This window comes from Fictibacillus phosphorivorans (assembly GCF_023715845.1).
Taxonomy (GTDB): Bacteria; Bacillota; Bacilli; order Bacillales; family Fictibacillaceae; genus Fictibacillus; species Fictibacillus phosphorivorans_D.
Map to the genome: position 1 here is coordinate 1 of NZ_JAMBOR010000009.1, position 19,788 is coordinate 19,788.

At 41.1% G+C, this 19,788-nt stretch carries 14 protein-coding genes; 12 read left to right on the plus strand and 2 right to left on the minus strand.

What is annotated here, in order from left to right:
• Nucleotides 1-214: 214 nt before the first annotated feature.
• On the plus strand, nucleotides 215-1,435 hold the full coding sequence (locus M3206_RS08595) for a glucoamylase family protein (protein WP_251312108.1): 1,221 nt from the start codon (nucleotides 215-217) through the stop codon (nucleotides 1,433-1,435).
• Nucleotides 1,432-3,843 carry a beta-galactosidase gene (locus M3206_RS08600; protein ID WP_251312109.1) on the plus strand — a complete coding sequence of 804 codons (2,412 nt, stop codon included), beginning with the start codon at nucleotides 1,432-1,434 and terminating at the stop codon, nucleotides 3,841-3,843. Before M3206_RS08595 ends, M3206_RS08600 begins: the two co-directional genes overlap by 4 nt.
• Before the next feature lie 444 nt (nucleotides 3,844-4,287).
• Here M3206_RS08600 and bglX read toward each other — a convergent pair whose 3' ends face one another.
• The gene (bglX, locus tag M3206_RS08605; protein ID WP_251312110.1) at nucleotides 4,288-6,456 is read right to left on the minus strand and encodes a beta-glucosidase BglX; all 2,169 of its coding nucleotides are present in this window, start codon (nucleotides 6,454-6,456) and stop codon (nucleotides 4,288-4,290) included.
• Nucleotides 6,457-6,753: 297 nt separating this feature from the next.
• On the opposite strand from bglX, the gene M3206_RS08610 reads away from it, so the two are divergent.
• Nucleotides 6,754-7,386 carry a hypothetical protein gene (locus M3206_RS08610; RefSeq protein ID WP_251312111.1) on the plus strand — a complete coding sequence of 211 codons (633 nt, stop codon included), beginning with the start codon at nucleotides 6,754-6,756 and terminating at the stop codon, nucleotides 7,384-7,386.
• 31 nt (nucleotides 7,387-7,417) lie between these two features.
• Here the strand turns inward: M3206_RS08610 and M3206_RS08615 are convergent, their stop codons facing one another.
• Nucleotides 7,418-7,645 (minus strand): group-specific protein, encoded by a 228-nt coding sequence (locus M3206_RS08615; protein WP_251312112.1) that lies wholly within the window; start codon nucleotides 7,643-7,645, stop codon nucleotides 7,418-7,420.
• Nucleotides 7,646-7,789: 144 nt separating this feature from the next.
• Here M3206_RS08615 and M3206_RS08620 point away from each other — a divergent pair, with 144 nt between their 5' ends.
• From M3206_RS08620 to M3206_RS08660, 9 genes are all read left to right on the plus strand, one after another.
• Nucleotides 7,790-8,323, plus strand: coding sequence for a type 1 glutamine amidotransferase domain-containing protein (locus M3206_RS08620; RefSeq protein WP_251312113.1), 534 nt, complete (start codon nucleotides 7,790-7,792; stop codon nucleotides 8,321-8,323).
• A 138-nt stretch (nucleotides 8,324-8,461) separates the two neighbouring features.
• The gene (locus M3206_RS08625) at nucleotides 8,462-10,213 is read left to right on the plus strand and encodes a sigma-54-dependent Fis family transcriptional regulator (RefSeq protein WP_251312114.1); all 1,752 of its coding nucleotides are present in this window, start codon (nucleotides 8,462-8,464) and stop codon (nucleotides 10,211-10,213) included.
• Between the two features lie 245 nt (nucleotides 10,214-10,458).
• Nucleotides 10,459-10,854, plus strand: coding sequence for a RidA family protein (locus tag M3206_RS08630; RefSeq protein WP_251312115.1), 396 nt, complete (start codon nucleotides 10,459-10,461; stop codon nucleotides 10,852-10,854).
• A gap of 11 nt (nucleotides 10,855-10,865) precedes the next feature.
• Nucleotides 10,866-12,098: a diaminopropionate ammonia-lyase gene (dpaL, locus tag M3206_RS08635; RefSeq protein WP_251312116.1), complete on the plus strand. Its 1,233-nt coding sequence runs from the start codon at nucleotides 10,866-10,868 to the stop codon at nucleotides 12,096-12,098.
• A 17-nt stretch (nucleotides 12,099-12,115) separates the two neighbouring features.
• Complete coding sequence (locus M3206_RS08640; protein WP_251312117.1) at nucleotides 12,116-13,339, plus strand: YgeY family selenium metabolism-linked hydrolase; 1,224 nt, start codon at nucleotides 12,116-12,118, stop codon at nucleotides 13,337-13,339.
• Nucleotides 13,332-14,948, plus strand: coding sequence for an N-acyl-D-amino-acid deacylase family protein (locus M3206_RS08645; RefSeq protein WP_251312118.1), 1,617 nt, complete (start codon nucleotides 13,332-13,334; stop codon nucleotides 14,946-14,948). The genes M3206_RS08640 and M3206_RS08645 overlap by 8 nt, the downstream gene beginning before the upstream one ends.
• A 79-nt stretch (nucleotides 14,949-15,027) precedes the next feature.
• On the plus strand, nucleotides 15,028-16,440 hold the full coding sequence (locus tag M3206_RS08650) for a sodium:solute symporter family transporter (protein WP_251312119.1): 1,413 nt from the start codon (nucleotides 15,028-15,030) through the stop codon (nucleotides 16,438-16,440).
• A gap of 131 nt (nucleotides 16,441-16,571) precedes the next feature.
• Nucleotides 16,572-18,074, plus strand: coding sequence for an argininosuccinate lyase (gene argH, locus M3206_RS08655; RefSeq protein ID WP_251312120.1), 1,503 nt, complete (start codon nucleotides 16,572-16,574; stop codon nucleotides 18,072-18,074).
• A gap of 365 nt (nucleotides 18,075-18,439) precedes the next feature.
• Nucleotides 18,440-19,753, plus strand: a complete 1,314-nt coding sequence (locus tag M3206_RS08660; RefSeq protein WP_251312121.1) for a peptidoglycan-binding protein — start codon at nucleotides 18,440-18,442, stop codon at nucleotides 19,751-19,753.
• Nucleotides 19,754-19,788 lie beyond the last annotated feature (35 nt).

The following is a 19,788-nucleotide window of genomic DNA, read 5'->3' on the forward strand; positions in this document are numbered from 1 at the left end:
AAAGCGCCCATAATAAAAAGCCTCTGTGAAGAGGCTCATTGATGTTCATATGAAAATCCCTTAAGAATGGGACTCAATTGAATATTTCTCACAAAATTTATCTCCACTTTATTGACAGAAGTCCAATACTCAAAAATTCTGAGCGAACGTGTAACAAAATATAAAAACACGTACCGTGAAACCATGAATACATGAATGAGAGAGGGGAATGAAGATGGACACGCAACAACTTTTGGATTTAGAAGCGAAAGGCTGTTTTGATTTTTTCTGGAAAGAGGCCAACACGGATAAAAACAGCCCGGGCTATGGATTGATTCTCGATCAATCAGGTAACAAGAAAGTGGCGAGCATCGCGTCCAACGGCTTCGGATTAACAGCAATCATCATCGGGATCGAGCGCGGGTGGATCACGAAAGAAGAAGGCTACGAGCGTACGAAAGGAACACTTGAGACGTTTTTAAACAACGTGGAACATGAAAGCGGTTTCTTCTATCACTTCTTAAACATGCAGACAGCAAAAAAGAACGAAGCATTCTATGACTGTGCGTCGATCATCGATACAGCGATCTTCTTGTGTGGCGCGATAACTTCTGCTGAATATTTCGGCGGAGAGATCAAAGAGCTCTTCGAAAAGATCTATTCAAGAGTCGATTGGAACGTTTATTACGATGAAGCGGTGAACCAGTTCTATATGGGCTACACGCCTGAAAGAGGAGGATTCCACCACTGGGACATGTACGCCGAGCAGATGATGATGTACGTGCTTGGCGTGGCATCACCGACACATCCCGTTCCTGCAAAAATTTACGAAGGATTTAAACGCTCCAAAGGCAAGTACAAAGACTATGAATACATCCACGCGCCAGGAAACGCGCTTTTTGTTCATCAATATTCCCATGCATTCGTTGATTTTAGAGGGATCGTTGACGGTGACGGCATCGACTGGTTCGAGAATTCTGTAAAAGCTTCTTTAGCAAACCGCGCCTTCTGTAAAGAAAAATCTAGTGAATTTAAAACGTATCATGAAAACTCATGGGGCTTAACCGCTAGTGCGAGTCCGACCGGTTATCGTGTACCAGGTGCACCTCCTTATTATGAAGGCTGTGAACCAAAGCTTGAAGGAACGATCGCACCAACTGGAGCAGCGGGATCAATTGCATTCACACCAGAAGAGTCGATCGCGGCGATGAAATATTTTTATGAAGAACATCCTCAGCTTTGGGGAGAGTACGGATTCTGGGATGCTTACAACCTGGACGTGAGTCCGCCTTGGTATGCCGACCATGTTATCGGAATCGACAAAGGGATTACGTTGCTCATGATTGAAAACTATCGCACAGGTTTTGTATGGGATCTCTTTATGAAAAACAAATATGTGAAGAACGGCGCTGACATCCTAGGCTGGAAAAAGAAAGAAGAGAGTACAATCAAATGATTGAAATCAAAAACAAACAGATCATCATTGACGGAAAGCCTGTACTCATCACGTGTGGTGAGATCCATTATTACCGTTTAGATAAAAGTGAATGGCAAGATCGGTTGGACAAGCTAAAAGAAACAGGGTGCAACGCTGTCGCGACTTATGTGCCGTGGCTTTGGCATGAACCGGTGGAAGGACAGTTTGATTTTACGGGGAAAACGCGTCCCGAAACAGACCTTGCCGGCTTCATCGACCTTTGTACCGAAAACGGCTTTTATTTCTTTGTTCGTCCAGGTCCGTTTATTATGGCTGAGATGAAAAACGAAGGACTTCCTTATTGGGTGTACGAAAAACATCCAGAGATTATTCCAGTAGGCTGGGATGAAAACGAAGCAACAACGCCGACCGTTGACTATTTAGCCCCAGGCTTTTTACAGGAAGTCCGCAAGTATTATGAAAAAGTAATGGAGATCATAACACCGAGAATATATCCAAACGGCGGCAAGATTATCGCGTTCCAGCTTGATAACGAAGTGGGAATGCTTTCATGGGTGAGCAACACGCCTGATCTGACGGATCATCTGTTGAATGATTTTTCCGCTTGGTTAAGTGAACGTTATGGGGATGAGGTGGCTTCACGTTATCCATTCTCTTTAGAGGAAAGTGCCGAACGCAATCACGCGATTCGTTCACCGAAAGAAGAATACGCCGCACAGCTAATAAAAGATCTCGGGTATTACATGCGGTACCGTTTCGCCACATACATTGCTGTTTTACGAGAATATGCGGAGGAGTTCGGTGTAAGAGATATTCCGTTTGTCGTGAATATTCATGGGACAGGCGGCGGACGCGGTCTGACGTATCCGATCGGGATCAGTCAACTCTATGAATCGTATACACAAGCGCCTGGCTATCTTTCAGGCTCCGATATTTATTTTGGGAACCTGGACATGAAGACGTTCCAAGATCTCTATATCATTAATGGGCTGATGGATGCCGTTCACAATGACGATCAGCCGTTAACGTCAGTTGAGTTCAACTGTGGTGACGGAAACTTTGGCGAGACATTGGGTGAACGTTACGACCCATCGGCTGCAGACTTTAAATTGCGTATGTGCCTGGCACAAGGAAACCGGTTGATCAATTACTATCTGTTTTCAGGCGGGAGAAATGCTAGACTAGATACGCTTGTTGGTGACGGAAACGACCGGATCGCGTCAACGGGTGAACGTCATGGATTCGCGGCGCCGATCGGTCCGGAAGGTGAATATAACTATACGTTCCCGCGCATGTCACGCGTAAATCAGAGTGTGATGGCTATTGGTGATAAGCTTGCCGCCATGGATGAAGACCGTGATGATGTGGCGTTCGCCTTTATTCCGGATTATTATATGACAGAATATCGATATCCGAAGAGTGACGTGATGCGTGAGATCCTCTCAAACATTGAGGCGAATCGCGGTTCAGGTGCATGGGAGATCATGGGCCGTGCGATGCTTTTAAACGGTTATCGATTCACAGCGGTTGATATTCAGAACAAACCGCTTGTGAGAGAGAAGACATCAGTATTGGCACTCCCGTCTGCTCGTTATATGGATAGTGGGATTCAAGCAAAACTAGCAAACTACCTGCAAGATGGCGGCAAAATCCTTCTGTACGGTGAAGTTCCTCTTTTTGATATGGAAGGGAAGGACTGTACGATTCTAGCTGATGCCCTGCATGTGAAACACAAGAGTCATAAACATAACTACCACGGACACTACCTCTCAATCTATGGAGAGAACTGGGCAGAAGGGCAGCCAGAAATTCGCTCCCATTTTGCCCAAGGTTTTGAGGTAGACGAAGGGGTAACCCCGATTTTACGCGTGTATGGTTCAGATGACGTATGTGGATTTGAGTCAGACGTAGAGAGCGGACGTGCTATCGTTGTTGCCGGTGCCTATCGCTGTGATCTGCCGTTCTTTAAAAAGGCGCTCGAGAGATTAGGTGCAACGGCTCGATTAACCCATGACTATAAGCATCATGGCATCTTTATGACTTCCACATCCAATCCGGAAGGCGAGTGTTTTATCCACCTTCTGAACCTAGATGGGTTGGATAAAGAGTTTACGATTACAGATGGAGAAGAGAAGCTGTTTGAAGGAAGGAAGATTCTCCTACAAAGCAAAGACGGCGTCATGCTTCCTATCAACCTATCGTTAGGTGATGTGAAAATTGCTTATTCAACGGCTGAGATCACAGCGGTAAGTGAGGAAAGCATCGATTTCCGGTTGACCCAACCACAGGATGTGATCGCGTTTGATAAAGGAACGAAGATTTTACCGAGTGATGACTATGTGGTAGAAGATACTGGTGAATTCACGCTGGTTAAAAGTAAGAAACATGCGAAGGTGGATGATCAGCTTCGTGTCTGGTTAGGGTAAAATGAGGGGCTGGCTCAAAGGTGTAAAAACTTTTGAGTACAAGCCCCCCTTTTTTATATAAAATAGGTCAAAAAGGAACGTTTTGATGAATCAAAACTAGAGGGGTTATTGACTTTGGAAGAGTCCGAAGCAATGATGACTGCTGATTAAGCTGTTATGAAACGCTAAAAAAGGATCGAAGCAGCAAGTTTGAGCGAAAACCCGACGATTCTGAGCGAAGATAAGGATTTTTGAGCGTAGCTCGGCGATTCTGAGCGTAACTCGAGGTTTTTGAGCGAAGAGTGGGGCATTTTGAGCGAACGTGTAACAGAATAAAAGAACACGTACCGTAAAGAAACTCCATAAACTCTTTGGATACAAAAAGAAGGCTGACATTGATCAGCCCCCCTTTCATAAAAGTAAAAGAGGGTGCTGACCCGATTGGATCAGCCCCCTCTTTACATTTTATTTCACTAACCGAAAAGGAACTTCCGTTACATCATGGCTGTTCTTCCCGATAAACGCGGTGAACTTTCCAGCATCACTCTTGAATTCTAAGTTTTCGTGATGGTAGCGAAGCATCTCTTCCGTAATCTCGAATGTCACCGTAGTAGACTCGCCAGGTTGAAGTGTGACCTTCTGATATCCCTTTAACTCTTTTACCGGACGAACGACTTCGCCTGCGATATCACGAATGTATAATTGAACAAGCTCTTCACCAGCGCGGTCTCCCGTGTTCGTTACCGTAACAGAAGCAGTTATCGTTCCGTCTTCTGTTAACGTGTCGCTAGATAACTTCACATCTTCGTAAGCAAATTCCGTGTAGCTCAACCCATAACCGAATGGGAACAACGGCTCGTTTGGAATGTCGAGGTAATGAGAAAGATAACGTTCCTTGTTTTCTGGAGTTGGCTGTGGACGCCCCGTATTAAAATGATTATAGTACACAGGCACCTGTCCGACTGAGTACGGCATCGACATAGATAAACGTCCAGATGGATTCACGTCTCCGAACAATAGATCAGCGATTGCTGCTCCACCTTCTGTTCCTGGATACCACGCCTCAAGCAACGCATCTACATTTTCAATGACACCATGCAAGTCGAGTGGACGGCCGTTAAACAGTACGGCAACCGTTGGCTTTCCAAGCTTTTTGATCTCTTGAATCAATTGAAGCTGTGGTTCAGGGAGACGGATATCTGCACGGCAACCTGCTTCACCGCTCATGAAAGAAGCTTCTCCAACCGCAAGCACAACAACATCCGCATCTTTCGCGGTATCAACAGCTTCTTTAATCTGTTCAGGTGTAACGGATTCAATGTCACTGCCTGATGCCACGGATAGTAGGGAGGCATCTGCCAGTTTTGCACGCAATCCAGCATCCACTTTTACAACATCATCATGAGCTCCTTGCCAAGACCAAGGTCCCATCAGATCGCCACTTTCTGCGAACGGTCCGATCAATGCAATCTTTTGCTCAGGTTTTAATGGCAGTACATTTTCATTTTTCAAAAGGACACATGATTTAGCGGCCAATTCACGAGCAGATTGGCGGTGTTCCTCACATAAAATAACTTCTTCCGCACGCTTTTCATCCGCTCCACGATAAGGATCTTCGAAGAGACCAAGTTTTTGCTTTAATGTTAAAATCCGTTCAACCGATTCATCGATAAGCGATTCAGGCAATGCTCCGCTTTCAACAAGTTCTTTTAAATGGTGGATATAACAATTGGTCATCATCTCAATATCAACACCAGCTTGAAGCGCTTTGTACGCAGCTTCTCTTTCATCCTCCGCTACACCATGCGGCAGCTGTTCTTTTACAGCACCCCAGTCAGAGATGATCACACCGTTAAAGCCCCACTCATCACGAAGCAGTTCGCGCATCAGCTTTTTGTTCGCCGTTGCAGGAATGCCATCAACCGTGTTGAAAGCAGTCATCACCATCTCGCAGCCCTCATCAAGAGCAGCTTTATAAGCTGGAAGGTACGACTCACGCAGCTGGCGCTCTGACATGTTCACCGTATTATAGTCGCGTCCGCCTTCAGGAGCTCCGTATGCTGCAAAGTGTTTTACACATGCTGCAACTCGGTCTTTATCGTTCGTCAAATCAGAACCTTGAAACCCGCGAACAAACGCACGAGCAAACTCGCTGTTCAAGAAAGGATCTTCACCGGTAGATTCCATCACTCGGCCCCAACGCGGGTCTCGAACGAGATCGACCATCGGTGCAAACGTGACATGAACACCAGAAACCGAAGCTTCTTTCGCTGCAATCTCAGCACTTTTTTCAGCCAGTTCCATATCCCATGAACATCCGATCGCAAGCGGAACAGGGAAGATGGTTTTAAAACCATGGACGATGTCAGCCATCATTAATAGAGGAATACCAAGGCGATTTTCCTTTAAGTGAGCATCTTGAATATTTCGTGTTTCTTTTGCACCAGAACCTCCGAGCACAGAACCTGTATCCCGGACCATCTCATCGGTGATTCCCATTTCTTGCATCGGCCCAGTAATGAACCCCTGATCAGACGAACCTTTGAAAAAAGGAGTAGCTAGTTGAAGCAGCTGACCGATCTTTTCTTCCAACGTCATTTCGTCAATCAAATGTTGTACTTTTTGCTTAAGCATGAATAAGTACCTCCAGAATTTTTTATAGTCTGTCTTTCCATTATGTTATACATGTTGGCGAATCGAAACGTTTCGATGATTCTGTTTATAAAAATTATAAGCGCTTTCATTTTAAGAGTCAACGGAAAATCGAAACGATTCACTAAATTATATTTTCATCTATTTATAAAGGCGGTAATTGATCTATAAAACTTTTCAGGCATAACATGTTGGCTACTTCATAAAGATGTAAAGTCATGTTTAAAGGATTTTATGTAATCAAAAAGAAGAGAAATATTACAGGAAGGGGATGATGAGATGAAAGTACTTAAGTTTGGCATCTTATTTACACTTGCTCTCCCTTTAACAGCATGTTCGAGTGGCGAAAAAGAAGAAGCAAAACCAGAAAAACCCCCAACAGAAGTAACAGAAGATGAGAATAAGGAACAAGAAAATAAGCCAGAGTCAAACCTTCCACCGACTATGGAAAAAGAAGTAGAGATCGAGGGGATGAAAGAGAAGCGTCCTGCAACACTCCAGGAGTCAGAGGGCTACCATTTTTACATGTTGGATTTGTATGAATTTGAAAAAGAGGACGAGACGAAAGGGAAAATCGCTTTCGCAAACAAACCTGAATTTTATGCGACAATCGAAAAGCTGGATCCATCAGCTGACATAGAAGCTTTAAAAGAAGCATCGATCAAACAGGCCGAAGAACAAACAGGGAACGCAAGCGATCTTCCAGCAACCGATATTTACTTTCCTTATTTTCATGACGCTGAATTTTTCGTTAAAGGTTTGAGTGATGATTACGATGTCGTGATGTATCTAGTGAAAGAAGTAGAAGGAGAGCGGTTCTACTTCTCGCTTCATATCTCTTCAAGTGGCGGCGAAATGGAAGGGGTAGAACCAAGTTTGTGGGCGATGCTGGAGACGGTGAAACCGAATTAAGTAAAGAACCCGGCAGGAGAGCCGGGTTTTGTTATTGCACTAAACTTTTTAATTTTTCGTTTCGTTCTTCTCTTACTTTTTCATCCGCAAGGTCATATTTCTTCAATAGATGGAACACCTCATTCAAATACTCCTGATCTGCATTCTCGTTCAATGTTTCATCAACTCTAGCAACCAATTCTTCCGGCATAAAAGGGGCTTGGTCAGCTAGTTTTGCTTTTACATCTTCTAATGTATGGTCAATCGTGCACTTACCCATTGATTGAACACCTCCATTTAAGTTTCTTTTATTTATATCATACATGATCCGTCTAACCATCATATACAGCCTTCGCACTATCACCCAATAAAAGATTAATGTTACGCTGAAAAGGAAATATAGGTAGTGGAGGTGTTTTTAAACATGCGTTTAAAAGGAAAAAAAGTAATCAGTCTCGTTCATCATGACTTCGAGGATCTGGAGTTGTGGTATCCGATTCTTCGTTTGCGTGAAGAAGGTGCTGTTGTAGAACTAGCTGGCGAAAAGGCTGGAGAGAAGTACATTGGAAAATATGGTGTACCTGCGGAAGCCGATTTCGCGTTTGGTGACGTGAATGCTGCGGATTATGATGCTATCCTAGTTCCTGGCGGATGGGCACCGGACAAGCTGCGCCGTTTTCCAGAAGTGTTAGAGATGGTTCAGCACATGGAACAAGAGAAGAAGCCGATCGGTCAGATTTGTCATGCAGGCTGGGTCTTGGTATCAGCAAAAGTGCTTGAAGGCAAAAAAGTTACGAGCACACCAGGAATCAAGGATGATATGGAGAACGCGGGTGCCGAGTGGATCGACGAACCTGTAGTCGTTGACGGCCATCTCGTTTCAAGCCGACGTCCACCTGATCTGCCGGATTATTTGAGAGAGTTTGTTAATGTTTTGTCTAGTACGACAATACAATAATCATAAGAAAGCTGGCTTTGCGATGTTTTTCGATCGCTGTAAGCCAGCTTTTTGTTTGAGTTACCAGTTATTTCATCAAGGAAATAAGAAGACGTTGTCTAATTTAGTTTAGTAGAGTGATCTTCTAGGAGGGGAAGTATGAACCTGATTTATATTCAACCTGCAGTTCAACAAATTGCTGATGCTATTGCAGCTGTTTTAAAGATTGAAGTAGAAATTGCAGACCAGCAACTTATACGTGTAGCTGGAACAGGAAAAACCAAATCGGGTGTATTAAACAAAATGGAAGGCGATCTTGTTTATAAATCTGCTATACGAACTGGACGTACAATCGTTATTGAAAACCCAGGTTTTCATGAAGTATGTACACATTGTCATTATTATCAAAATTGTTCTGAAACAGGGGAAATTTGTGCACCTATCCGAATGGGAGAGAAGGTTATTGGAGTAATCGGACTGCTTGCCTTTAATGAAAAACAGAAAAAAAGACTTTTCTCGAATATCGAGGATAATAAACAGTTTTTATATAAGATGGCAGATCTTATAGCAAGTAAATTAAAGGAACATGAAATGCTTATGGAATTAACTGATCAATCAGAAAAGCTTTATCAGATGATGAATATGGTGGATCAAGGTATATTGCTTATTGATAAGAATGGAAACATTAAACAACTAAATGCTAAAGCAAAGAAACTCCTCCACGTTAAAGATGAACATGAACTTAATGTATCAGCGAAAGAAAAACTTTTGTCCGTGATCCATTCAAATGAAAAACAAAGAATTACTTTGAACATACAAAATATACATAGAGATTTTTTAATTTATGGACAAGATTTCATCAACTGTGCAAAAAATCCGGATAAAATGGTGATTCTCTTAGATATCGAGGACATTCAAAAAACGGCTGAACTTACAAATGTCGAAAGTAGAAGGGCCTTCGATTCAATTATTGGAGTAAGTACCCAAATGAGAGAATTAAAAGATTATGCATTTAAGGTGTCACGATCGAATTCTACCGTTTTTCTTCAGGGTGAAAGTGGAACAGGCAAAGAAATTTTTGCAAATGCGATACATTTAGCTAGCGGCAGAAAAAAGAAACCTTTCATTACAGTTAATTGTGGTGCCATACCTGAAAATCTTCTTGAAAGTGAACTGTTTGGTTATGAGGCTGGTGCATTTACAGGTGCTTTAAAGGGTGGAAAGAAAGGGAAATTTGAACTTGCTGATAAGGGGACCCTTTTTTTAGATGAAATTGGGGAAATGCCACCGATGCTGCAAGTCAAATTGTTAAGAGTTCTCCAACAAGGCGAAGTCGAACGAATTGGTGGGAATAAGCCTATCTCTGTAAATGTAAGAATTATAGCTGCTACTAATCGAAACATACATGAGATGGTTCGTACTGGTGAGTTTCGAGAGGATCTTTTTTACCGTTTAAATGTAATTCCAATCATATTGCCACCTTTAAGGAATCGGAAAGAAGATATTTTAGCTTTGGCTGACCATTTCATTATGCAATTTAACGAGCAATTTCAGTCAAATGTTATTGGAATGGGAGAGAAAGTGAAAAACATTCTATTACATTATCATTGGCCAGGAAACGCTCGTGAACTAAAGAATTTTATCGAATACATTTTTAATTTTATTTCAAATGGTTATATAACCCTTGAGAATGCAGGTGCACTAATAGAAAAGAGAATTAAAGTTAATCATACAGTGGCTGTCTCTAAAAAAAGTATTTCATCCTTTTCTTTAGCTGAAATAGAAAAAGAACATATCCGGAGTGTTTTGGAGCATGTGAAAAATAATGGGAAAAATACTGAATACGCTAGTAAACTATTAGGAATAGGGAGAGCAACTTTATTTCGAAAAATAAAACAGTATCAACTTTAGTCTCATAATGAGACTTTTTGTATCAAAATGAGATTGTTAAAAAAGCGTGTATAATTATCAGAAAACATAGATAAATCATTTGTGCAGTCTCATAATGAGACTTTTTTAAAAAGCCCTTTGTGGCTTTTTTTCTTTATTATGTTTAAAAATCAGCGAAATACCAGGTGTGAAGCACTTTAATAATGTTGAAAAAACTTGGCATGCTTCTTGCATCTAAGATAGGTAAAACTACTAAGGAGGAAATTATGAACAAAACATTAGTTGTTTCAAAAAAAGCTCCCCAAGCGATCGGACCATATTCACAAGCTGTAATTATTGGCGAGCATGTCTACCTATCTGGGATGCTGCCCATTGATCCTAAAAATGGTGAACTGGTAGAAAAGGAGATTTCAAGTCAAACCAGGCAGGTTCTTAATAATATTAATAATTTGTTAAAAGACTGCTCTTCATCACTTGAAAATGTTATAAAAACTACTATTTTTTTGAGTGACTTGAATCATTTTCAAACAGTTAATGAAATATATGGAGAATATTTTGGGGAAGTTCTACCTGCTAGAAGCTGTATAGAAGTTTCAAGAATACCAAAAGATGCACTGATTGAAATTGAAGTAATAGCTATTACAAAATCAAACAATAAATAGGGGGTTAAAAAGTGCAGCAGACAAAAAAGGAAAATATACAGTGGCAAATAAACGAAAAGAAAAAGCCCTATTCAAGCAAAGTCCTTCATGACTTTACAAATTCAGAGATTAAAAGAGTTTATCAGTTTCAAAAAACACATCCTTTATATAATGAAACTCCACTAGTTCGTTTATCAAACTTAGCTGCAGAGCTTGGTGTAGAAGAAATTTTTGTGAAAAACGAAGCATGTCGGTTCGGACTAAACGCCTTCAAAGTTTTAGGAGGCATTTATGCTGTAGGGAAATTTCTTGCAGAAAGAATAGGACGCGATATTGAATCGTTATCTTTTGAAGAATTAAAGTCACCAAAGATTCGTGAACTTACGGGTGAACTTACTTTTATATCTGCAACGGATGGAAATCATGGCCGAGGGGTAGCATGGGCTGCTAGAGAGCTCGGTCATAAATCTGTCATCTATATGCCTAAAGGGTCTTCAACCAGAAGACTTGAAGCTATTAAAGCTGAGGGAGCACATGCTGAAATTACTCATTATAATTATGATGACGCTGTAAGACTTGCTTCCAGTCATGCCAAAGTAAATGGTTGGATTGTAATACAAGATACCTCATGGGAAGGATACGAAGATATTCCGCTTTGGATTATGCAAGGATATGCCACTATATCTAAAGAAATTGTTGAACAAATGGAAGTTATTTCAGAAGAGCCGCCAACCCATGTATTTCTTCAAGCGGGAGTTGGGTCTTTTGCGAGTTCAGTTGCTGCCTTTCTCATTCAACATTATCGTGAACGATATCCAAAAATCATCGTAGTAGAACCACATCAGGCAAACTGTTTTTATTTATCATTTAAGAATAAAGGGGAAAGTTTTCAGACTGTTTCAGGGGATATGGATACGATTATGGCTGGACTTGCTTGTGGTGAGCCAAATCCCCGAGCTTGGGATATATTAAGCCACTTTAGCGAAGCTTCTTTCTCTTGTGATGATAGTATTTCAGCACTTGGTATGAGAATCCTTGGGAATCCGATTGGCAAAGATCAACGCATTATTTCTGGAGAATCAGGATCAGTCACTACAGGTTTGATTTATTGCTTAACAAAAAACAAAGCATTATTTGAAGTAAAGGAAAAGCTAAAAATTAATGAAAAATCTCGTATTTTGCTTATCAATACTGAAGGTGATACGGATGAGGCTCATTATAGAAAAACAGTTTGGGAAGGCACTTATCCATTAACAAATATTTAACACATGAGGTGATTGCGATGTTAAATGAAAAAAGAAAAGAAGAACTCACAACTCTCTGTCAAAGGTTAGTTAAGGAACAAAGTTATTCTGGAAATGAAAAATCTGTAGCTGATATTATTCAGGACTTTGCACACTCTAAATTATTTGATTCAGTTATTAAAGATAAATATGGAAATGTGATTTTAGTAATTAACGGAAATAGCGATGGCCCTAAAGTATTGTTTGATGGACACATCGATACTGTACCTGTAAACGAAGATAAATGGAATGTAGATCCCTTTTCGGGTGAAATAAATAACGGCAAAATTTATGGTAGAGGAACCTCAGACATGAAGGGTGCTGTTAGTGCGATGGTAGCCGCTGCTTGTTATTTCGCAGAAGATACAAATAAACAATTTCCAGGCACTATATATGTTTCTTGCAGTGTTCATGAAGAATGCTTTGAAGGTGTAGCAACTAGAGAAGTAAGTGAACAAGTAAAACCCGATTACGTAGTTATTGGGGAGGCAACTGATCTTAACTTGAATAGAGGACAAAGAGGGAGAGCCGAGATCGTTCTGGAGACCTTCGGAAAGTCGGCTCACTCCTCTAATCCTGAGAAAGGAGTAAATGCAGTCAATAAAATGAATGGACTACTGCTCAAAATTCAACAACTAAAAGTAGCAGAGCATCCTATCTTAGGAAAAGGAATTCTTGAGTTGACGGATATTAAATCTGCTCCTTATCCAGGTGCTTCTGTGGTTCCATCTCACTGTAAGGTGACTTTTGATCGCAGACTTTTAGTTAATGAAACGAAGGAATCTGTTTTAGCACCGATTGAGTCTCTTATAAAAGAGATGAAAAAAACAGATCCAGAACTTAAGGCTACAGTCTCTTACGCTTATGGTGAAGAAAAATGCTATACAGGTGAAAAAATAGGTGGTGAACGGTTTTTCCCAGCTTGGTTGTTTAATGAGAAAGAAGCTTTTGTTGAGGCAGCACTTGATTCATTGCTTCAGCAAGGAATAGATTCAAAGATTTCTCACTACTCGTTCTGCACAAATGGAAGTCATTTTGCAGGAGAGAATGGTATTAAGACAGTTGGGTTTGGCCCATCTCAAGAGCATATGGCTCATATCGACAATGAATATATAGAGATTCAGCAACTGCAGCAAGCGACAGTTGGATATTATTCGCTAATGCAAGCTTTCACACATCTCAAAAAGGAACAAAAACAGACTGGGAGGCGTGAATATGTATGATTTGATAATCAAAAATGGAAAAATCATTGATGGTACTGGTTCTCCTTGGTATTACGCTGATATTGGAATTAAGGAGAATAAAATAACAAATATCGGATGTCTTAAATATGAGTCAGCAGAAGTAGTAATAGATGCTGAGAGAAATATTGTTTCACCAGGTTTTATTGATATGCATACTCACTCAGATTTGGTCATTTTAGAGGAGCCGTTAATTAAAGCTAAGGTTATGCAGGGAATTACTACAGACCTGCTTGGTCAGGATGGCATCGCAGCAGCTCCTCTTCCTCCGCAATTTCGGGAAGTTTGGAAGAAGAACCTAGCAGGTCTAGATGGGACTCCGGCTATAGATTGGGATTGGCTAGATGTTGATTCTTATTTAACAAAAATTGAAAACAACAAGCCATCTTATAATCTTGCATTTCTTGTCCCACATGGCAACATACGCATGACTGTAATGGGATTAGATAATCGCCCGGCCACCGATGAAGAAATTCAACAGATGAAAGAAGTACTTCGTGACTCACTTGATCAAGGGGCTGTAGGTCTTTCAACAGGATTGATTTATCCGCCTTGCTGTTTTGCAGAAATGAAAGAACTTGAAGCATTATGTGAAGTTATTGCTGAATATGAGGTGCCTCTTGTCATTCATCAACGCAGTGAGGGAGATGAGATTCTAGAGTCTATGCAAGAACTGGTAGGTATTATGAGAAGAACGGGGGCGCATTTGCATTTCTCCCATTTAAAAAACTGTGGGAAAGATAACTGGCATAAAACAGATGATGTACTGAAAATCATTGATTCTGCAAGGAAAGAAGGTATTGAGGTAACATTTGATCAGTATCCTTACACAGCCGGGAGTACGATGTTAAGTGCTATACTGCCTCCTTGGGCTCATGATGGAGGAACAGAAAAAATGTTAGCTCGTCTCGAAGACCAAGCATTACGCAAACAAATAAAAGATGAAATGAAAGCAGGATTAAAAGGATGGGACAGCATATCTAAATGGGCTGGATGGCAAGGGATTTTTATTACTTCTGTCGGTTCGAAAGCAAATCAGTCTTTTGTGGGTAAGAATTTAGACGAGATTGCTAGATTGAAAAATTCAAAAGATGTTGCATCAGTTGCCTTAGATTTAATTTTGGAAGAGAAAAATGCAGTGGGCATGATAGATTTTGTTATGGACGAAGATTCAGTAAAAAAGATTATGGCACATCCAGCAGGAACAATAGGAAGTGATGGTTTACTAGGTGGAGAACCACATCCCAGAGCTTATGGATCATTTCCACGTGTATTAGGAAAATACGTAAGAGAAGAAGGGGTTCTCAAGTTAGAAGAGATGATTCGGCGAATGACGTCACAGCCTGCAAGAATTATAGGATTACAAGATCGAGGTATTTTGCGTGAAGGACTAGCAGCAGACATTGTCATTTTCAACCCCGAAGAAGTAATAGATAAAGCCACATATGAAAATTCAAGGCAAGCTCCAGAAGGTATTTACTATGTAATCGTAAACGGACAGGTAATCAAGGATATCAAAGGAATTTATGAAAAACCTTCAGGAAAAGTGATTAGAAGAAAATATCATAATATTACGGTTCAGCCGAATTAATTTGAAAAAAGACACCTGAGTTGCTTCAAACATATTTAAGTAAAAAGTTTTGAAACTATGATACTCGAGGGGGATCTTTATGGGAACAATCTGGACGATTATTACCATCTATATGGCTGTTATGATAGGGATTGGTATATATGCTAAAACGAAAATTAAAGATAGTACGGATTATCATCTAGCTGGCAGAAGACTTGGCCCGATTATGCTGGCGGGTACATTGGCTGCAACTGAGATAGGTGGAGGAAGTTCAGTCGGAGTTGCTTCAAAAGCATATGGAGACTGGGGATTGTCAGCTGGCTGGTATGTAGTTTCAGCAGGAGTAGGTATATTTTTAGTTTCCTTTGTTGCGCCATACATGCGAAGAGCGATGGCGACAACGGTTCCTGAGATTATTGGTAAACGCTATGGTAAAGGTAGCTATGTAATTACGAGTTTGTTATCTATTGTCTCCCTTACTGTTTTAACCGCTGTGCAGATCACAGCAACTGCCACAATTATAAATGTTCTAACAGGCTTCAGTATGGTCGGTGCTATTCTAATATCCGGAATTGGTGTTATTATTTATACTTATCTCGGAGGTATGTGGAGTGTAACGCTGACTGATTTTGTGCAATTTTTCCTAATTGTCTTTGGGTTTGCTATTGCTATTCCTTTCGCTCTTTCAGCAGCAGGTGGTTGGGATACAGTCCTCACTAATTTACCACCAGAACAAATGGGCTTTACGAAAATAGGATGGAAAACCATCTTAGGGTTGATTGTCTTATATTTCATGACCTTTTCAACAGGACAGGAAGCTGTACAGCGCTATTATTCCGCGCGTAATGAAAAAATTGCGGTATGGGGATCTGTATTATGTGCTGCTTTAATGTGTGTATACGCATTTATTCCCGCAGTTATTGGATTAATTGCAAGAGCTAGCTTTCCGAGTATCGATGCCAACAATGCATTAGCAACAGTATCTGTTGAGCTTCTTCCTCCTATTATCGCAGGACTATTATTATCAGGTGTTATCTCTGCTACGTTATCTAGCGCTTCAGGTGATATGCTTGGAGTTGCGAGTGTCTATGTCAAAGATATTCACGGCAAATTTTTCAATAAAAATATTGAAGATCAGCAGGAATTAAAACTTAGTAAAATGATCGTAGTCTTTACGGGTTTAATCGCAATTGGAATTTCAATGTTTAGTCAACAAATCATCCCGCTTTTAGTATTTGCTTTTACAATCCGTTCAACCGGACCTTTCGCAGCTTATATTCTTGGCCTAATGTGGAGCAAAGCTACTCCAAATGCAGGCTTTTGGTCGATTATAATAGGATCAGTTGTAGGGTTTTATTGGCAATTTGCAAAAGAGCCCTTTGGGATTATGGCTGTTGTTGCAGGAGGGACGGCAAGCTTGTTAACCTTTTTGATTGTTGTCTGGATTGATCATATGAGAGGTGTTCCAAGCGCACCTTCAGCTTTTGATTCCGGTGAGAATATATCATCTTAAAGCTCTCAATAAGTTATTTAAAGGATTGCCTGGAGGCAGTCCTTTTTTTTTTGAGGGATTCACTACTTTCAGTCCATGCAATAAACTAATAGCAATCAACATTGTTCCTTTTCGTAAGGAGTGAAAACCCTATGCCATCAAAGGATGATTTTATTAAAAGCGAAGGGCATACGTTTCCAGGCAAAACATACGTCGATCACCTCTTACGTCCCGTTTTTAACGATCAGCGGGACTACTTATTTAAACAGATGTTTAACATTCATCGTGCTCATGTCGTCATGCTCGCTGAACAAGGCATTTTAGATAAAAAAGAGGCAGCGATTATCCTCCAAGGAGTTGAAACCGTTTCCCAAACGGATCCCAAAACCCTTCAATACGACCCACAGTTTGAAGACCTCTTTTTCATGATGGAGCATAAAATCAGTGAACAGATTGGACCGGATCTCGCTGGAAAAATGCACATTGCACGCAGCCGGAATGACATGGGAGTTGCCATGTACCGGCTCGTTCTAAGAGAGCGCATCTTAACACTGTTACAGAGTTCCTTACTTTTATCAGACGCCCTCCTCGAAAAAATAGAAGAACACGCCGAAACCATCATTACCGCCTATACCCACACCCAACCAGCACAACCTACTACCCTCGCACATTATTTAACGGCGGTCTTAGATGTCTTCCTTCGCGATGTTCATAGGCTATGGTCAGCCTACGAAACGGTCAACCGATCACCGATGGGAGCGGCAGCTTTATCCACCACAGGCTTTCCAATTAATAGAAAGAGAGTTTGCGAGCTTCTCGGTTTTCGTGAACTCGTCGAAAATTCCTATGATGCCATCGCTGGTGCGGATTATCTAACAGAATCTGCAACTGCCGTCCTATCCATGATGATCAACAGCGGCGGGTGGATTCAAGACTTCCTGCAGCTTGTCACCCGTGAATATAACATCATAAAAGTCGCCGATCCATACGTACAGATCAGTTCCATCATGCCTCAAAAAAGAAATCCTGTGTCGATCGAGCACTCGCGATCACTGGCCAGCTCTTCGGTAGGCGAGGCATTAGCCGCGATTCAGATGATTCACAACACACCATTCGGTGACATCGTAGATACAGAAGATGATCTTCAACCACACCTTTACAGAAGCTATGAAAAAGCAAACCGCGTGATTCACCTCATGCATGCTGTGATTCGGACCATGGAAGTCAACAAAGAGCGGGCACTTGAGCAGGCGAAGAACTCTTGTATCACGATAACCGAACTTGCTGATGTGCTTGCTCGGGAAAAACAAGTTCCATTTCGAACCGCTCATCAAGTCGCTAGTTCAATAGCTAAAAAGTGTTCTCTTAAAAAATTAGAGTTACACGAACTCTCTCTTCAAACCGTAAATGAGGAGATCGGTAAAACATGCAAAGTTTCTTTGAGCCAAGAAGAGTGGGATAACATCATCAGTCCTATCGAATTTGTGAAGCGGCGGAATATACAAGGGGGACCGAATCCAGAAGAAATCAGAAGAAGTTCAGAAAACAGGAAAAAAAGTATCTCTCAGCTAGAACTTCAGTTGAAAAATGAAAAAAACAAACTATTATTAGCTGAGCAAAAGTTAATAAATGCTATAAAAAAGGTGAGGGATTAACAAAAAGAGGTATTTTACATGCCTCTTGCTGTTATTCCCTCTTTGCAATTATGTTCTGGACGGTCTATGAGCCAAAACGGTAGGTCTATGAGTCGAAATCGCGGTTCTATGAGTTGAACTCCGTATTCTATGAGCCTAGGTGAAGGTTTATGAGTCTAACACGATTCTATGGGTCAAAACCTTAAGTCTATGAGCCAAAAATGACTTTCTATGAACCAAAACGAGCTGTTCACTACTCATAAAAAATTTCCAACTGAAACCTGCAAACCTAGAAGGAGACATTTATTTTTATGTCGAAATTAGGCTTAAATATTTATCCATTATTGCCGATATATGTAATAAACGGGACTTTGAAGGAGGAAAACATGGACAACACAGTGGTAAAACGGTTAGTGATGACTTCTGCGTTTACAGGTGCATTTTTTGCTGTTCCTCTCGTCGGAGAAGCTGCTTTAGGTGACATGACCTTAAAGCAGGGGATCACGCATACTGACGTTAAACAATTACAATCCCTTTTGAAACAAAAAGGGTATTTTAAAGAGCAGCAGACTACCACTTATTTTGGACCTATAACAAAAAAGGCAGTCATGGATTTTCAGAAAGCGAACGGACTTGTGGTGGATGGTATTGTCGGAAAACGGACGTACAGTAAACTTTTAGAGAAGTCTTTTCAAGAGACACCACCCAAAAAACAGCCGGCTCAAATTGTTGCGCCAGCTTCAAAAGATTTAAAGCTTCATTCTACTGGACAAGCAGTCATGAAGCTGCAGCAAGATCTTAAGTATCTTGGTTTTTTTACATATTATAAAACGACTGATTATTACGGGACGATTACGACAGAAGCAGTGCGGAAATTCCAGCTTAGCCAGAAGCTAAAAGCAACAGGGGTTGCGGATGTGACGACATTAGATCGGGTTGCAAAAGCAGTTGCCGCAAAGAAAAATCCAGTGCAGCCACCAGCTCAGACAAAACCTGCAGCACCAGCAGCGCCAAAACCGGCTACACCATCAAAACCGACACCACCACCAGCACCACCTAAACCAGCGCCGGCTCCACAACCTCCGCAAAGCACGGTGAAAGAATTAAAGTTCGGCTCGACTGGACCTGAAGTGAAACAGCTTCAAACCCGTCTGAAAAATCTAGGGTTCTTCACTTATCCGATGATCACGGATTATTTTGGAATGGTAACAGAAGAAAGTGTGGAGAAGTTCCAAAAGGCTTACGGACTGCCGGTTACAGGAATCGTAACAAAAGCAGTTTTAGATAAAATGTCTGCGGTTGAAAAACAAAAAACGGAAAAACCTCAAACTCATGATCAGATTACTATCAATGTGATTGCGAATGCTGCTGAACTGATGGGCACTCCTTACGTTTGGGGAGGAGCCACGACTAAAGGATTTGATTGCAGCGGCTTTATTCAATACATATATTCAAAAGCAGGAGTATCGCTTCCGAGAACAGTCGCCCAAATGTGGAATGCAACCAATATGGTCAGCAAACCTTCAGTCGGGGATCTCGTATTCTTTGAAACGTATACGACAGGACCGTCTCATGCAGGAATCTATATCGGCAACAACCAATTTGTCCATGCTGGATCAAGTACCGGTGTGACGATAAGTAACCTAAATACCGCGTATTGGCAGAACATCTATCTTGGAGCAAAACGCATAAACGATTAAACGATAATTTACACAAACACTTTATGAGAAAACTT

What these genes read in the sequence shown, in the direction of transcription:
- M3206_RS08595 (WP_251312108.1), top strand. Translation starts at nt 215, where the DNA reads ATGGACACGCAACAACTTTTGGATTTAGAAGCGAAAGGCTGTTTTGAT.
- M3206_RS08600 (WP_251312109.1), top strand. Translation starts at nt 1,432, where the DNA reads ATGATTGAAATCAAAAACAAACAGATCATCATTGACGGAAAGCCTGTA.
- bglX (WP_251312110.1), bottom strand. Translation starts at nt 6,456, where the DNA reads ATGCTTAAGCAAAAAGTACAACATTTGATTGACGAAATGACGTTGGAA.
- M3206_RS08610 (WP_251312111.1), top strand. Translation starts at nt 6,754, where the DNA reads ATGAAAGTACTTAAGTTTGGCATCTTATTTACACTTGCTCTCCCTTTA.
- M3206_RS08615 (WP_251312112.1), bottom strand. Translation starts at nt 7,645, where the DNA reads ATGGGTAAGTGCACGATTGACCATACATTAGAAGATGTAAAAGCAAAA.
- M3206_RS08620 (WP_251312113.1), top strand. Translation starts at nt 7,790, where the DNA reads ATGCGTTTAAAAGGAAAAAAAGTAATCAGTCTCGTTCATCATGACTTC.
- M3206_RS08625 (WP_251312114.1), top strand. Translation starts at nt 8,462, where the DNA reads ATGAACCTGATTTATATTCAACCTGCAGTTCAACAAATTGCTGATGCT.
- M3206_RS08630 (WP_251312115.1), top strand. Translation starts at nt 10,459, where the DNA reads ATGAACAAAACATTAGTTGTTTCAAAAAAAGCTCCCCAAGCGATCGGA.
- M3206_RS08640 (WP_251312117.1), top strand. Translation starts at nt 12,116, where the DNA reads ATGTTAAATGAAAAAAGAAAAGAAGAACTCACAACTCTCTGTCAAAGG.
- M3206_RS08645 (WP_251312118.1), top strand. Translation starts at nt 13,332, where the DNA reads ATGTATGATTTGATAATCAAAAATGGAAAAATCATTGATGGTACTGGT.
- M3206_RS08650 (WP_251312119.1), top strand. Translation starts at nt 15,028, where the DNA reads ATGGGAACAATCTGGACGATTATTACCATCTATATGGCTGTTATGATA.
- argH (WP_251312120.1), top strand. Translation starts at nt 16,572, where the DNA reads ATGCCATCAAAGGATGATTTTATTAAAAGCGAAGGGCATACGTTTCCA.
- M3206_RS08660 (WP_251312121.1), top strand. Translation starts at nt 18,440, where the DNA reads ATGGACAACACAGTGGTAAAACGGTTAGTGATGACTTCTGCGTTTACA.